Genomic DNA, 15,313 nt, shown 5'->3' with positions numbered 1-15,313 from the left:
GACCCAATGGCTGCAGCCCTGTGGCGCTGCAGTTGTCCTGATTTATGGAGAGTGACACGAATGGCCACCATTCCAATTACCAAGCGCGGCGCTGAAATACTCAAGGAAGAGCTGCATCGACTCAAAACCGTGGAGCGCCCCTCCGTGATCACTGCGATTGCGGAAGCCCGTGCCCAGGGTGACCTGAGCGAAAACGCTGACTACGACGCAGCGAAAGACCGCCAGGGTTTTATCGAAGGACGCATTCAGGAGATTGAAGGCAAGCTCTCCGTGGCCCAGGTGATTGACCCTAGCGCCGTCGACGGTGGCGGCAAAGTGGTGTTTGGCGCCACGGTGGAACTGGAAGACGAAGAGTCTGGCGATTTGGTGAAGTACCAAATCGTGGGGGAGGACGAGGCCGATCTGAAGAAGGGGCTGATCAACATCTCCAGCCCTATCGCCCGTGCGTTGATTGGCAAGGAAGAGGGCGACACCGCTGAAGTGCAAGCCCCCGGCGGTATCCGCCGCTATGAGGTGGTGGCTGTCAGCTACCTGTGACCAGGGATTGACCACCATGCCTGGGCGTATTCCCCTGCTGGCTGCTGCCTTCTGGTGGGGCAGCCTATCCACTGTTGGCTTGTTGGTGGTGCCTTTGCTGTTTGCCCACCTTCCATCGCCTGCCATGGCAGGGGGCATGGCTGCCCAGTTGTTTGCCGCACAGACGTGGGTGTCTGTCGGCTGTACCTTGCTGTTGCTTTTGGTGTCCAGGCCAAAAGGGTCTGTAGCGCAATACCCATGGGCGCAAGCAGCTATGATTTTTATAGTGGGCGGCATGTTGCTGGCGCTGCTGTCCCAGTACGGTGTGGCGCCACGCATTGTGGCGCGGCAGGACTTGCGCCTGTGGCACAGCGTGGGGTCGGTGATGTTTGCGCTTCAGTGGGTGTGTGCCTTGGTGGTTTTGCTGCACATGCTGCCGAAGTCTCAGGCCTTGGTGCCTTCAGAAGCCGATGGTGTGGACGGGCCTGCGCGGGGCGCCTGAGTGCGTTTGCGCTGTTTTGGCTGCTCCGCATTGACAGCGGTGTTGCGCAGTCCACGGCCATAAAAAAACCCGCTGAGTGCGGGTTTTTTTATGGCCGTGGTGGGGTACTGGACTATTCTTTCCAGTGCTCTGCCACCCACGTGGCGGGGCGTATGTAGCGAAAGCGTCGATTGCGTCGGCCCGCTAGCGCGTCGGGGGGGTTGCACTCGCCATGAAAAATCACCACGCGTGCATCGGGCGGCACAAATGGGGCTTTCCAGTAGTTGGTGGGCCAGGCTGGAATGCCATGGTATTTGAAGCTGGGGCACCAGCTGGCAGGCCAGTATTGCAACTTGCCTTGCTTGTGCAGGAAATCCGAAAGATACGCCTGCTCGTTGCGAAACTGCTGCCGAATCTCGGCAAAGTGGCCGCGAAAGTACTCCAGCACATCGGGGTGGGCGCCCAGTTCAAAGCGGTACACCGACGAGTTGCCCGTGACGCGCCAAGGCCGCTTGTAATCGTGAATGATCAGGAATTCGCCCGGTTGGGTGAAGAAGTCATCCAGGCTGCCGGTGATCACCACGTCCACATCCAGGAACAGTGCCGTGCCCTTGAGCCCGTGCAGGTCCGCGCTGAACGTCACCAGCTTGGTCCAGCCCCGCTCGGGGATGCCGGGCGGCAAATCCAGAGGGGGAATCGGCAGGCACTGCACCTCGCTTCGGATACCGGTGTTATCGTCGGTCAAGCAGACAAACCGGAAGTCGCCAGTGAGGTGGCGCCGCACCATGGCGTAGAGCCGATTGACGTACTCGGGGCCGTATTTCTTGCCCCATTTCATGCAGATGATGTGGCGTTCGCGCCCGGCGGTGTCTCCGTGTCCTGGCATCGGGATCAGTCAGCCTGGCGCTTTTTGATGGACTTTTGCTTGGGCTTGGCGCGCTTGATCTGGCCGCCGGACGTCAAGCGCTGGTTGCCCAGCACGCGCAGCTGCTTGATTTCAGGGCGCTGGCCGCCGCGTTTGCTGAACTTGAGCACCTTCACATCGCGAGGGCCAGGCATGCGGTCCTCGTCGATCGCACGCTCTTTGGCAGGCATCGGGCGCCACAGCACCAGCAGTTTGCCGATGTGCTGGATCGGGGCGGCATTGAGCTCTGCCGCCACTTCTTGGTAAATGAGTTCGCGAGCGACCCGGTCATCACCGAACACGCGGACCTTGATCAGTCCGTGGGCGTTGAGCGCCGCGTCGATTTCTTTTTTGACCGCAGGGGTCATGCCGTCTCCACCGACGAGGACCACAGGGTCCAGATGGTGGGCATTGGCGCGGTGTTCCCGGCGCTCTGCGGGAGTCAATTGAATTTGGGGCATGGCCGTATTATCGAGGCAGGAAGAAAAACACAATGAAAGTAAAAACCCAAAGCAAGAAGGTCAACAAGGCATGGCTCAACGACCATGTCAACGACACCTACGTCAAGTTGGCCCACAAAGAGGGTTACCGCGCCCGCGCCGCCTACAAGCTCAAGGAAATTGATGAGCAGCTGGGGTTGATCAAGCCTGGCTACACGGTGGTCGATCTGGGCTCCACCCCCGGAGCCTGGAGCCAGTATGTGCGCCGTCGTCTGTCTCCGTCGGGGGCGGCTGCAGGGCAGCTCAATGGCAGCATCATCTCGCTGGACATCTTGCCCATGGAGCCCATTGAGGGCGTGACCTTCTTGAACGGCGATTTTCGCGAGCCTGAGGTCTTGGCGCAACTGGAACAGGCACTGGATGGGCGGGTGGTGGACGTGGTGGTGTCAGACATGGCGCCCAACCTCTCCGGCATCGAGTCTGCCGACGCTGCCCGTATTGCGCACCTGGTGGAGCTGGCGGTGGAGTTCGCCTGTGCCCATTTGAAGCCTGATGGCGCTTTGGTGGTCAAGCTGTTTCACGGCAGTGGCTACAGCGACTTGGTGAATTTGTTCAAACAGACCTTCAAAGTCGTCAAGCCTCTCAAACCCAAAGCCTCGCGTGACAAGTCGTCGGAAACTTTTTTGGTTGGCATGGGGTTGAAGGCCAAGCCGTAATCGGATGGCGGTTCTGCAGGCGTTTGCTTCAAGTGTGCGAGGCTCCTGCACTGTCCTCGGGATTGAATTTTCTTGATGAAAATCAATTTTGGCCTGTAACGCCCCCTCCATCCCGCGTGGAGTCCATGGGCACTAGGGGGAATAAGACTGGCTCTGTGGCTTGAAAGACCTAAAATCACCCAAAGCTATAGCCTCAATGGGCATGTAGCCATTTTTCTCCCTTGTAACTGGAGTTCCGCTTGAACAATCAGTGGTTTTCGAAATTTGCCGTGTGGCTGGTCATTGCCATGGTGTTGTTCACGGTGTTCAAACAGTTTGACACCCGCGGCAGCGGTGGTGCTACGACCGTCGGGTACTCCGAGTTCCTGGATGAGGTTCGCAACAACCGCATCAAGAGCGCTGTGATTCCTGAAGGGTTGAGTGGCGGTGAAATCATCGCCACCACCAACGATGATCGGAAGATCCGTACGAACGCATCGGTGCTGGACCGTGGCTTGGTGGGCGACCTGATCGAGCACAAGGTCAAGTTTGATGTGAAGCCGCGTGAAGAAGGCTCCTTGCTCATGACCTTGCTGGTCAGCTGGGGCCCCATGCTGCTGCTCATTGGTGTGTGGATTTATTTCATGCGCCAGATGCAAGGTGGTGGCAAGGGCGGTGCCTTCAGCTTTGGCAAGAGCAAAGCCCGCATGCTGGACGAAAACACCAATCAGGTGACTTTTGCCGATGTGGCTGGCTGCGATGAGGCCAAAGAAGAAGTCAAGGAAGTGGTGGACTTCCTCAAAGACCCGCAAAAATTCCAGAAGCTGGGTGGGCGCATTCCCCGTGGTCTGCTGCTGGTTGGCCCTCCAGGCACTGGCAAAACATTGTTGGCCAAGTCCATTGCTGGCGAGGCCAAGGTCCCGTTTTTCAGCATCTCTGGTTCTGACTTCGTGGAAATGTTTGTGGGCGTGGGTGCTGCCCGCGTGCGCGACATGTTTGAGAACGCCAAGAAGAATGCGCCTTGCATCATCTTCATTGACGAAATTGACGCGGTGGGCCGCCAGCGCGGTGCGGGCCTGGGCGGTGGTAACGACGAGCGCGAACAGACCCTCAACCAGATGCTGGTGGAGATGGATGGTTTTGAAACCAACCTTGGCGTGATCGTGGTGGCTGCCACCAACCGCCCAGACATTCTGGACGCCGCCCTGCTGCGCCCCGGTCGCTTTGACCGTCAGGTGTATGTGACATTGCCGGATATCCGTGGCCGTGAGCAGATCCTCAATGTGCACATGCGCAAAATTCCAGTGGGACAGGATGTTGCGCCTAGCATCATCGCCCGCGGCACACCTGGCATGAGCGGCGCGGACCTGGCCAACCTGTGTAACGAAGCTGCGTTGATGGCTGCCCGCCGCAATGCGCGCACCGTGGAGATGCAGGACTTCGAGAAGGCCAAGGACAAGATCCTGATGGGCCCCGAGCGCAAGAGCATGGTCATGCCCGAAGAAGAGCGGCGCAATACGGCGTACCACGAAGCAGGCCATGCACTCATTGGCAAGCTGCTGCCTAAATGCGATCCTGTGCACAAGGTCACCATCATCCCCCGTGGCCGCGCCCTGGGTGTGACCATGAGCCTGCCTGCGCAAGACCGCTATAGCTACGACCGTGAGTACATGCTCAACCAGATCAGCATGCTGTTTGGTGGCCGTATTGCGGAAGAGGTGTTCATGAACCAGATGACCACGGGTGCCAGCAACGACTTTGAGCGAGCCACACACATTGCGCGTGACATGGTGACCCGTTACGGCATGACGGAGGCTCTGGGCCCCATGGTGTATGCCGAGAATGAAGGCGAAGTCTTCTTGGGGCGTTCCGTGACCAAGACGACCAGCATGAGCGAGCAAACGATGGAGAAGGTGGACGGCGAGGTCCGCCGTATCATCGATGAGCAATACAACCTGGCCCGTCGCTTGATCGAAGAGCACAGCGACAAAATGCATGCCATGGCGAAGGCTTTGCTGGATTGGGAAACCATCGATAGCGAGCAACTGGACGACATCATGGCTGGCAAGGAGCCCCGCCCTCCCAAGGACTGGACTCCCCGCACACCGTCTTCTGGTGGCGATGGCTCCAGCGGTGGTACACCCGCTGTGGCGGCAGATACTGCACCCACAGCGGCCTGACCTGCAGGCTTTTGAATGAAAGAACGGGGCGCATGCCCCGTTTCTTTTTTGCACTCCTCGCGTTTTTCGCAGGCAAACCACAAGCACCCGGATCACATGGATTGGCAGACTTCAAGGTTCTCTCTTGCGCTGGACAGGCCCCTCGTCATGGGCATCGTCAATGCCACGCCTGACTCCTTCTCGGACGGCGGTCAGCACTTTGATACGGCCATTGCTTTGCGCCATTGCGAGCGCTTGATCCGTGAGGGGGCGGATATCCTGGACATTGGGGGCGAATCTACCCGCCCAGGCAGCCCCGCTGTCGGGCTTGAGGAAGAGCTGGCCCGCGTACTTCCCGTGGTTCGGGATGCGGTGTCTTTGGGTGTTCCTGTTTCTGTGGATACCTATAAGCCCCAAGTCATGCGGGCCGTTCTTGACTTGGGCGCAGACGTCATCAACGATATCTGGGCGCTGCGCCAGCCGGGGGCGCTGGCCGTAGTGGCTGCCCACCCCTCTTGCGGTGTATGCCTCATGCACATGCACCGTGATCCGCAAACCATGCAGGTGTCTCCCATGTCAGGAGAGATCGTGCCGCAAGTGAGAAAATTTTTGCAAGAATCAGCAGCCAATTTGCGAGCGTCCGGAGTGCAGCGCGAGCGTATCGTGCTGGATCCGGGCGTGGGTTTTGGCAAAACGGTAGAGCAGAACTTTGCCTTGTTGTCTCACCAGTCCGAGCTGCTGGCCGATGGTTACCCCTTGCTGGTGGGATGGTCTCGTAAATCCTCACTAGGGGCTGTGACAGGTTTGGACGTGGATGCCCGCATGGTCCCTAGCGTGGCTGCCGCCTTGCTGGGGGTGGAGCGGGGGGCTCGCATCGTTCGCGTACACGACGTGCGAGAGACGGTGGCGGCCTTGACCGTGTGGCGGGCTGCGGGCCAAGGTCTGCAGCCCGATCTGCGCGATGGGCTGGCAACACCATAAGGCGTTGGATACGCCTTCGTTAACGATTGGAGATTGAGAGACATGACCCGCAAGTATTTCGGCACAGATGGCATTCGAGGCACGGTGGGGCAGTACCCCATCACTCCCGATTTTGTGTTGCGCTTGGCCCATGCCGTGGGACGCGTCTTGCGCCGCACAGAAGACCGCCCCACCGTGTTGATTGGTAAAGACACGCGCATTTCTGGGTACATGCTGGAGAGTGCCTTGGAGTCAGGGTTCAACTCCGCTGGGGTCGATGTAGTGCTGCTCGGGCCGCTGCCCACGCCTGGGGTGGCATACCTGACGCGGGCTCAGCGCGCCAGCTTGGGTGTGGTGATCAGTGCAAGCCACAACGCCTATCCAGACAATGGCATCAAGTTTTTCAGCGCCCAAGGCACGAAATTGCCAGATGCCTGGGAGCAGGCGGTTGAGGCCGCGCTGGACGAGACACCGGTCTGGGCTGATTCTTCTAGCCTGGGTAAAGCGCGTCGATTGGACGATGCGGCAGGGCGCTACATTGAGTTCTGTAAAAGCACGTTCTCTCAGGACCTGACCTTGCGTGGGCTCAAGATCGTGGTGGATGCAGCGCACGGCGCAGCCTACCAAGTGGCTCCCAAGGTATTCCATGAACTGGGCGCAGAAGTGCTGTCCATTGGCTGCGCACCGGATGGCCTGAACATCAACCATGAGGTGGGCGCCACACACCCCGAAGCTCTGGTGCGCTCTGTGCGTGCCAATCGCGCTGACTACGGTGTAGCGCTGGATGGCGATGCGGATCGCTTGCAGATGGTGGATGCGGCAGGGCGCCTCTATAACGGCGATGAGTTGCTGTATTTGATGGCTGCCGACCGCATGGGGCGTGATGAACATGTGCCGGGCGTCGTGGGCACATTGATGACCAACATGGCGGTGGAGGTGGCGCTCAAACAGCGTGGCGTTCGCCTGGAGCGCGCCAAAGTGGGTGACCGCTACGTACTGGAAGAATTGGCCAAGCACCGCTGGACATTGGGTGGCGAAGGCTCTGGCCATTTGTTGGCACTGGACAAGCACACCACGGGAGACGGTCTGGTGAGCGCCCTGCAAGTGCTCCAAGCCTGTGTGCGCAGCGGCTCCAGCTTGCCGCATTTGCTCAAGGATCTGGTGTTGTTTCCGCAGGTGTTGTTGAACGTGCGTCTCACCCCTGGGCAAGACTGGAAGGGCAATGCCCTGCTGTCCGACGCGATTGTGCAAGTGGAGGCCGAGCTGGGCGAAACAGGCCGGGTACTGATCCGCGCCAGCGGGACTGAGCCCCTGCTGCGTGTGATGGTGGAGGCGCGAGACGAGGAACAGGCCAATCGCTGCGCTCAAAAATTGGCTGACGCAGCGCGGGCCGGTTGATGGGTTGGCGGGTGGTTCCTGCGGCCATCCACTTTTGATGTAGATGTCAATCGGCCATGGACTGATGGCCCTGTGTCATGAATTCGCCTTGGCATTGCAACGTCAGTGTCATCGGGTTCTTTCAAACTTCCAAAAAATGGACCGGGTTGAGGTGTTTGCCTGGCTCCAGATTCTTGGGTTGAACGAAGGAGCCTATTCATGCAAGAGCCCACCCATGGCGGTTTATCCCCCGTTGTCGAGTCTGTACATAGCGCGTCCGAGCGCTCGTCTGCGCCTGGCGTAGTCTGGGGCGCTGGCAAGCCAGTCCAGGCGGGCATTCAGGTCCGCTGGGCGCGCCATCTGGACGAAGTCAGGCAGGCACAAAGACTGCGGTTCGAGGTCTTTGGCCTTGAAATGGGTGCACGCCTATCGACTCCAGTGCCGGGTCACGACATTGATCTGTTCGATGACTATTGCGAGCATCTCTTGGTGCTTGATGAGGCGAGCCAGGCCGTCATCGGAACCTACCGGGTCCTGACACCCGCCCAGGCCCAGCGGGTTGGGGGCACCTACAGCGACACGGAGTTTGATCTCACACGTTTGCGTGGGCTGCGGTCAAGGATGGTGGAGTTGGGGCGCAGTTGCGTGCACCCGGCACATCGCACTGGCGGTGTGATCATGGCGTTGTGGGGCGCGTTGGCCGATTTCATGGTTCGCAACCAGCTCGACACCATGATCGGTTGCGCAAGCATCCCCATGCTGCACAACGGTGTGGTCAGTGGCGACGTGGCTGCCAGTATCTGGGAGCAGCTTCGCCAAACCCACCTTGCGCCCATTGAATACCACGTACGTCCCCGCCTTCCTCTGCCTGTAGAGCAGCTCGACAATTCGGTATTGGCCGAGCCACCAGCCTTGATCAAAGGCTATCTGCGCCTGGGGGCCCGTGTATTGGGCGCACCCGCATGGGATCCCGATTTCAACACCGCAGATCTGCCCATGTTGATGCGTTTGGCAGATTTGCATCCCCGCTATCGCAAGCACTTTCTGGGGGCTTGATGCGGGCCGCGTTGGATGCTTCCGGTGCATGGGGTGGTATGAACCTGCCTTTTCTGCCACCCGAAGCGCAAGCCGCGGATTCAGACAGCCCGGAGGCGGATTCTCACCCCAGGTACCGGGCCATTTTTATCTCTGATTTGCATTTGGGAACTCCAGGCTTTCAGGCTGCTGCATTGCTGGATTTTCTGCGTCACCACTCCAGCGACTCGCTGTATCTGGTGGGGGATATTGTGGATGGTTGGCAACTCCGCCGCCGCTGGTTTTGGCCCCAGTTGCACAACGACGTGGTGCAGAAATTATTGAGAAGTGCCCGCAAAGGTTGTCGCATCGTCTTTGTTCCGGGCAACCACGACGAGTTTGCAAGAGCGTTTGAGGGGCACTCCTTTGGGGGGATCCACGTGCAGACCGAAGCTGTACACACCACAGCCGATGGGCGAAGGCTTTGGGTGGTCCATGGGGACTACTTCGATGGCGTCATCCAATGCGCCAAATGGTTGGCCTACCTGGGGGACAACCTGTATGAATTGACCCTCAAACTCAATAGGCACCTCAATCGCTTGCGCGCACGCATGGGCTTGCCCTATTGGTCGCTTTCAGCCTACCTCAAAGGCAAAGTCAAAAAGGCATTGAACTACGTGACTGATTTTGAGAACGCCGTGGCGGCTGAAGCCCGTCGCAGGGGGCACCAGGGCGTGGTGTGTGGCCATATCCATCGGGCAGAGATGCGTGAGATTGACGGTATCTTGTATTGCAATGATGGTGATTGGGTGGAGAGTTGCACGGCTTTGGTTGAGCACCGCGACGGGCGCTTGGAACTCGTGCATTGGCATGGAAATGCATTGCCCCGCGTGTCGGAGCCCGTGGGACAGCAGGTGGCCGCATGAAAATTGCCCTCGTCACCGATGCATGGCAGCCCCAGGTCAATGGCGTTGTGACAACGCTGGTGGAACTGGTGCAGCAACTGGAGTCGCGTGGACACCAGGTGATGGTCATCCATCCAGGGTTGTTTCGCACCCGCCCCTGTCCTGGCTATGCAGGCATTGATTTGGCGGTACGGCCATTCAAAGTGTTGACTGGCTTGTTGAACGATTACCAGCCCGACGCGATTCACCTGGCCACGGAAGGCCCTCTGGGCTGGGCTGCTCGCAAATATTGTTTGCGGCACCGCTTGGCGTTCACCACCGCCTTTCACACGCGTTTTCCAGAGATTCTGCAAGCGGCGCTGGGTATTCCACTGGCTTGGGGGTATGCCCTTTTTCGCCATTTTCACCGACCCTCTTCAGGGGTGATGGTGCCGACGCGGGACGTGATGAATATGTTGGCCCAACGTGGCTTTCGCAACTTGCGTCAGTGGACTCATGGGGTAGACACTCAGGCATTTCAATTTGAAGCCGTCACAAAGCCTTGTCATGTGACAGGGGCATTGGCGCACCCCGTCAGTTTGTATGTCGGCCGTGTTTCCTACGAGAAAAATATTGAGGCCTTCCTGCAAATGCAGATGCCTGGGACCAAGGTGGTCTGCGGGGTTGGGCCGCTGGAAGCGGGGCTGAAGGCGCGGTTTCCCCATGTTCGCTGGTTGGGCATTTTGGACAGGCCCACGCTGGCGCAGGTCTATGCAGCGGCCGATGTATTTGTTTTCCCCAGCCGCTCTGAAACTTTTGGCTTGGTGATGCTGGAAGCCATGGCTTGTGGCACTCCGGTTGCTGCATTTCCTGTCGATGGGCCTGTGGAGGTGCTGGGTGTGCATGACGGTGCAGCAGCCCAGGGCGGTGTGCTGGACGAAGACCTGTTGTCAGCTTGTCAGCAGGCTTTGCGTATCCCTCGGCATGAGGCGCGTCAGCGTGCCCTGGCATTCACCTGGGGCTCGGCTGCAGATCAGTTTCTCGGCCATCTTGTGCCGGTCAATCGTTTTGTGACACCGCATAAGGTGATGCAAAAAACTGTCACATCACTGTCATCTGAATAGCAAATACTGCGCGTCTGATTGTGACTTTGATTGCGCCTCTCATGCTGCCCTTGCCTTTGGACAAACCGCTGACCGATGCTGTTGTTGAGGGTGCTGAAGAGTCGGGCAGTCCTGACGATTCTGGAACTTTCCGACGCAAAAGCCCCCTGTCTCCTGCTGTGATGCTGGACCGTGATCAGAGCATCCTGGCATTCAACGAGCGGGTGTTTGATTGGGCGGCACGCACGGATGTGCCCTTGCTGGAGCGGCTGCGTTACCTGTGCATCGTGTCATCCAATCTGGATGAGTTTTTTGAGGTGCGGGCCGCGCCACACATCACTGCCGCCAAGAATGGGGACGCCAAGGGCCTCTACAGTGCAGCGTCGCTGGAGTCCTTGTCCGCAATCGTCCATAACCTGGTGGTGCGCCAGTATGCGTTGTACAACGAGTCCTTGGTCCCCGCGTTTGAGTCGCATGGAATTCGCATCGTCTCTCACGGGGAGCGCAATGCCGCGCAGCGGCGCTGGGTACAAGACTACTTTGTGAAAGAAGTGCGGCCTTTGCTCATACCGGTGGGGCTGGATCCGGCCCATCCGTTTCCGCAAGTGGCCAACAAGTCTTTGAATTTCATTGTGCGCTTGCGCGGGCCAGATGCCTTTGGTCGTGAGAACGAAGTCGCCATTGTGAAAGTACCTCGGGCCTTGCCACGCCTGGTGCGCATGCCCAGCAAGGTGGCCCCGCAAGGCACGTGGTTTGTGAGTCTTTCGAGCATCATCCGCGCCCATCTGCACGACCTGTTCCCAGGCCGCGAAGTCACCGAGTTCTCGCAGTTCCGGGTCACCCGGCATTCGGACATGGCGCTGGACGAGGAGGATGTGCGCAATCTGCGAACAGCTTTGCGCCAAGGGCTTCAGCAGCGTCACTATGGCCAAGCGGTTCGCTTGGAGGTATCTGCCGGTTGTTCTTCGTTTTTGTCTGAGTTTTTGAGGGCGCAGTTTGCGCTACCGCCTGCAGCGGTGTACCGGGTTCCGGGGCCCGTCAATCTGGTGCGGCTGACGCAATTGGTGGATCTCGTCAATGACCCCGCTTTGTTGTTTCCGCCCTGGCGCTCGTCCTGGCCACGGCAGTTGCAGCAGGGGGTCTCTATCCTGGAGCAGGTGCGCCAGCGGGACGTGGTGATACACCAGCCATTTGAGAGCTTCGATGGCGTGCTGGCCTTTTTGCGCGAGGCCGTCAACGACCCTCAAGTGCTGGTGATCAAGCAAACGATCTACCGCACCGGGGCTGATTCAGAGTTGATGGAGTTGCTGACGGAAGCGGTGCGCCGTGGCAAAGAGGTCATGGCGGTTGTGGAGCTGAAAGCCCGCTTTGATGAAGAGGCCAACATCAACTGGGCAGAAGCGCTGGAGTCTGTGGGGGCACAGGTGGTGTATGGGGTGGTCGGCCTCAAGACCCACGCAAAGATGCTGCTGGTGACCCGCCGGGAAGGTGGGCGTTTGCGCCGCTACGGGCACCTCTCCACGGGCAACTACAACGTGCGCACAGCACGCTTGTACACAGACCTCAGCTACCTGACGGCGAATGAGGAAACCACTGCAGACATGGATGGCGTTTTCAGCCACCTTGCCAGCCAGAATCGCCCACCTAAGCTGCGCCAGCTGATCTTGGCCCCGTTTCATTTGCAGCGCCGCATGCAGGAAAAGATTGAACAGGTGGGGCAAGCTGCCAGCCGAGGAGAAGATGCACGCATCGTGCTCAAGATGAACGCATTGACCGACGAGGCTTTGATCCGGGCGCTGATCTTGGCCGGGCAGTGCGGTGCGCGCATTGATCTCATTGTGCGTGGCGCGTGCATGTTGGCAGCTCAGGTACCAGGCGTCACCGACAACATCCGGGTGCGCTCGGTGATTGGCCGGTTCTTGGAGCACACGCGGGTGTTTTACTTTCGCAGCAATGGCCAAGAAGACTTGTATCTGTCGAGTGCCGACTGGATGAATCGCAACATGATGCGGCGCATTGAGCTGGCTTGGCCGGTGATGGACCCGAAACTGCGCCAGCAAATTGTGGATGAGTGCTTGGTGGCCTATTTGCATGACGACCGCGATGCATGGACTTTGGACGCCAATGGGGCGTACCAGCGTGCAAGTCGCCCATCGACAGGACATGGCGCGCAGAACGCCTTGATGGTGCGCTATGGTGCGGCGGGGCTTCGGTCTGCGTGACGGGGGATGAAATGGATTTGATTCTCTGGCGACATGCCGAGGCCGAAGAGGCGGCAGAAGGTGTGGATGACTTGGCGCGCTCTTTGACACCGCGCGGTGAAAAGCAGGCGGCCAGAATGGCCGCCTGGCTGGACCGCCAATTGCCTGAGGGGTTGCGTGTGATTGCCAGCCCGGCGCGCCGAACAGAGCAGACCGCAGCAGCGTTGGGCCGCAAATTCAAAATGCGTGCTGAACTGTCACCAGGCGGCACAGTGCAGGATTTGCTCGACTTGGTGCAATGGCCCAACGCCCGGGGCACCATCTTGGTTGTGGGGCACCAGCCCGTACTGGGGCAGGTGATTGCCCAATTGCTCGGGCTGCAGTCGCCTGAGTGTGCTGTACGCAAAGGGGCTGTGTGGTGGCTGCGCCAGCGGCAACGCCTGGAACAGAGCCAAACGGTCCTGATGACCGTTCAGTCCCCCGAATACCTGTGATGCTGGGCTCTGCCGGTGGGCTTACTTGGTGCGAGCCTTGGCGGCTGGCTTTGCTTTAGGGGCAGCCACTGGTTTGGGTTGTGGTGTCTGCGCTTCTTTGGTAGGGCGCCCGGTTTTGATGGAAGGCACAGCCTGCAAGGCGGTGCGCAGCGCGGCATCAGAAAGGCCTGCGAGCAGCTTCAGTCCAGCGCGCAGCAGCTCGCTCTTTTTGACAGGGTGCGAGAGACCCAGTGCCCGTTGCTTCAGGTTTTCAATCACCAGGTATTCGTCCTTGGGGATGGTGAAACTGTCGCGCACCAGCTTGGGCTTTTTGGCCTTGGCTTCCTTGATGGGGCTCGCCTTGCTCGGGACTGCTTTGGCTTTGGGGGCCGCAGCTATCTTGTCTTTTTCGGCTTTTGCCTTGGCAGGCGATGCTGGTGCTTTTTTTGCGGGAGTGGCGACTGCTTTGGTGGCTTTTGTCGGTTCTTTTTCAGCAGCAGTAGCGACGGGCGTTGTTTCTTGGGCGGTGTTCATGTAGCTCTCCTTAAACGGTATAAACAGTTTATACCGTTTAAGGAGGTGTATCAATCACCCACGATGTGCAAATCCCAAGGCGTTTTTTGCCAAGCGGTGACTTCTTCCTGCAGCAAGTGGGCCGATTGGGGATAGGCCTTTGACCAAGGCGGTGGGGCTGAGAGCGTGAATACGCCAGGCTGTGCGTGCAACCGTATGCCGGAGATATCGGGGGCGCGCCGTGCGTGGCACAGCGCCACGGCCAATCGCAGGCACAGCAGCTGCAGCGCAAAGATGGGGTCGGACAAATCCGCCTCCAGCTTGCGCACTTTTCCACGTTGCCCCAAGACGAGCACGCTCAGTCGATGCAACTCGGGCAGCGCAAAGCCTGCAGCGTCTGTGTTGTCGAGGATGTAGGCGCCGTGCCGGTGGTAGTCGCTGTGCGAAATGCGGCAGCCCACCTCGTGCAACTTGGCGGCCCATTCCAGTTTGCGTGCGGCCCGTTCACTGTCGGGCTGCGCCGCTTGCAAGAAGAGCTTGCAGGCGGTTTCGGCAACACGTTCGGCGTGGGGTACGTCCACGGCAAAGCGCTGCATCAGTGCGTTCACGGTGTCGGTGCGCAGGTCGGTCTCGGGCTGCTCGCGGTCCAACAGGTCGTAGAGGGCACCTTGTCGCAAGGCGCCCTGGGCCACCTGCATCTCGTCAATATCCAGAAGATCGAACACCGCCCGCAGGATGCTGATCCCGCCGCCAATCACGGCGCGCCGGTCTTCCTTGAGTCCTTCCATGCGAACACGGTCTGCGCTTTGGGCGCGCAGCAGCTTGTCGCGCAATGCCTCCAGGCCCGAGCGAGTGATGATGCCCTTGGGGCCGCCCATGGCTGCCAGCACATCGCCCACGGCACCGGCTGTACCCGATGATCCATACGCTACATCCCACGCGTCTCGGCGAAACACGGCCAGAGCCTCGTCCAGCACGGCTTTGGCGGCGATTTCAGCGGCCAGGAAGGCTTGGGGGGTGAAGGCGCCATCCGCAAAATAGCGGGACGACCATGCCACGCTGCCCACCCTGAACGAAGCCACGGACTTGGGGGAGAACTGCTGGCCCAAAATCAGTTCGGTAGAACGCCCCCCAATGTCCACCACCAGCCGGCGTTCATCGGATTGCGGCAGCAGCCGGGCCACCCCTTGGTAGATCAGTCGGGCTTCTTCAATGCCAGACACCACGTCAATCGGGTATCCCAGCACCTCGCTGCCGCGGGTCAGAAAATCGTCCCGGTTGCGGGCTTCGCGCAGAGTCTGGGTGGCGACGGCTCGAACATGTTCGCGAGGAAATCCTGCCAGTCGTTCACCAAACCGTGCCAGGCAAGCCCAGCCGCGCTCCAGTGCGTCTTGTGTCAGGTTGCGGTTGTCGTCCAGCCCGTTGCCTTGGCGCACGGTCTCCTTGAGGTATTCGACTTTGTGGATGTGGCCGTGCTCGAAGCGGCCAATTTCAAGGCGAAAGCTGTTGGATCCAAGATCCACAGCGGCGAGCAATGTTCCGTTTTGCATGGGGTGGCGCAGTGTGCGCAGTCTCTCTGGCTCTGATCTTGGG

General features: G+C 59.4%; 15 protein-coding genes. 11 read left to right on the top strand and 4 right to left on the bottom strand.

The window, feature by feature from the left end:
* Positions 1–60: 60 nt before the first annotated feature.
* Together greA and CLU88_RS08340 are read left to right on the top strand one after the other, a co-directional pair.
* Positions 61–537, top strand: a complete 477-nt coding sequence (gene greA, locus CLU88_RS08345) for a transcription elongation factor GreA (RefSeq protein ID WP_099656192.1) — start codon at positions 61–63, stop codon at positions 535–537.
* A gap of 16 nt (positions 538–553) precedes the next feature.
* Positions 554–1,018, top strand: a complete 465-nt coding sequence (locus CLU88_RS08340; RefSeq protein WP_099658730.1) for a DUF4149 domain-containing protein — start codon at positions 554–556, stop codon at positions 1,016–1,018.
* A 112-nt stretch (positions 1,019–1,130) separates the two neighbouring features.
* Here the strand turns inward: CLU88_RS08340 and CLU88_RS08335 are convergent, their stop codons facing one another.
* Positions 1,131–1,883, bottom strand: coding sequence for a glycosyltransferase (locus CLU88_RS08335; RefSeq protein ID WP_099656191.1), 753 nt, complete (start codon positions 1,881–1,883; stop codon positions 1,131–1,133).
* 5 nt (positions 1,884–1,888) lie between these two features.
* Positions 1,889–2,362 (bottom strand): YhbY family RNA-binding protein, encoded by a 474-nt coding sequence (locus CLU88_RS08330; protein ID WP_099656190.1) that lies wholly within the window; start codon positions 2,360–2,362, stop codon positions 1,889–1,891.
* A 32-nt stretch (positions 2,363–2,394) separates the two neighbouring features.
* Between CLU88_RS08330 and CLU88_RS08325 the strand changes: the two genes are divergently transcribed.
* From CLU88_RS08325 to sixA, 9 genes are all read left to right on the top strand, one after another.
* Positions 2,395–3,057 (top strand): RlmE family RNA methyltransferase, encoded by a 663-nt coding sequence (locus tag CLU88_RS08325; protein ID WP_099656189.1) that lies wholly within the window; start codon positions 2,395–2,397, stop codon positions 3,055–3,057.
* 239 nt (positions 3,058–3,296) lie between these two features.
* Positions 3,297–5,216 carry an ATP-dependent zinc metalloprotease FtsH gene (gene ftsH / locus CLU88_RS08320; RefSeq protein ID WP_099656188.1) on the top strand — a complete coding sequence of 640 codons (1,920 nt, stop codon included), beginning with the start codon at positions 3,297–3,299 and terminating at the stop codon, positions 5,214–5,216.
* A gap of 96 nt (positions 5,217–5,312) precedes the next feature.
* On the top strand, positions 5,313–6,176 hold the full coding sequence (folP, locus tag CLU88_RS08315; RefSeq protein WP_099656187.1) for a dihydropteroate synthase: 864 nt from the start codon (positions 5,313–5,315) through the stop codon (positions 6,174–6,176).
* Positions 6,177–6,218: 42 nt separating this feature from the next.
* Positions 6,219–7,553, top strand: coding sequence for a phosphoglucosamine mutase (glmM, locus tag CLU88_RS08310; protein WP_099656186.1), 1,335 nt, complete (start codon positions 6,219–6,221; stop codon positions 7,551–7,553).
* A 198-nt stretch (positions 7,554–7,751) separates the two neighbouring features.
* On the top strand, positions 7,752–8,588 hold the full coding sequence (locus CLU88_RS08305) for a GNAT family N-acetyltransferase (protein ID WP_099656185.1): 837 nt from the start codon (positions 7,752–7,754) through the stop codon (positions 8,586–8,588).
* Positions 8,588–9,472 (top strand): UDP-2,3-diacylglucosamine diphosphatase, encoded by an 885-nt coding sequence (locus CLU88_RS08300; protein WP_099656184.1) that lies wholly within the window; start codon positions 8,588–8,590, stop codon positions 9,470–9,472. Before CLU88_RS08305 ends, CLU88_RS08300 begins: the two co-directional genes overlap by 1 nt.
* Positions 9,469–10,554 carry a glycosyltransferase family 1 protein gene (locus tag CLU88_RS08295; protein WP_099656183.1) on the top strand — a complete coding sequence of 362 codons (1,086 nt, stop codon included), beginning with the start codon at positions 9,469–9,471 and terminating at the stop codon, positions 10,552–10,554. Before CLU88_RS08300 ends, CLU88_RS08295 begins: the two co-directional genes overlap by 4 nt.
* 161 nt (positions 10,555–10,715) lie before the next feature.
* Complete coding sequence (ppk1, locus tag CLU88_RS08290) at positions 10,716–12,755, top strand: polyphosphate kinase 1 (RefSeq protein WP_233205587.1); 2,040 nt, start codon at positions 10,716–10,718, stop codon at positions 12,753–12,755.
* Positions 12,756–12,766: 11 nt separating this feature from the next.
* Positions 12,767–13,228 (top strand): phosphohistidine phosphatase SixA, encoded by a 462-nt coding sequence (gene sixA / locus CLU88_RS08285; RefSeq protein ID WP_099658729.1) that lies wholly within the window; start codon positions 12,767–12,769, stop codon positions 13,226–13,228.
* Positions 13,229–13,249: 21 nt separating this feature from the next.
* On the opposite strand, the gene CLU88_RS08280 is transcribed toward sixA, so the two are convergent.
* On the bottom strand, positions 13,250–13,795 hold the full coding sequence (locus CLU88_RS08280) for a hypothetical protein (protein WP_233205407.1): 546 nt from the start codon (positions 13,793–13,795) through the stop codon (positions 13,250–13,252).
* Positions 13,792–15,270, bottom strand: a complete 1,479-nt coding sequence (locus CLU88_RS08275) for a Ppx/GppA phosphatase family protein (RefSeq protein WP_099656181.1) — start codon at positions 15,268–15,270, stop codon at positions 13,792–13,794. The genes CLU88_RS08280 and CLU88_RS08275 overlap by 4 nt, the downstream gene beginning before the upstream one ends.
* Positions 15,271–15,313: the final 43 nt, after the last annotated feature.

Source organism: Acidovorax sp. 56 (assembly GCF_002749705.1).
GTDB lineage: Bacteria > Pseudomonadota > Gammaproteobacteria > Burkholderiales > Burkholderiaceae_C > Acidovorax.
The sequence above is the reverse complement of the archived record's forward strand: the minus strand, read 5'-3'. Positions and strand labels throughout refer to the sequence as shown.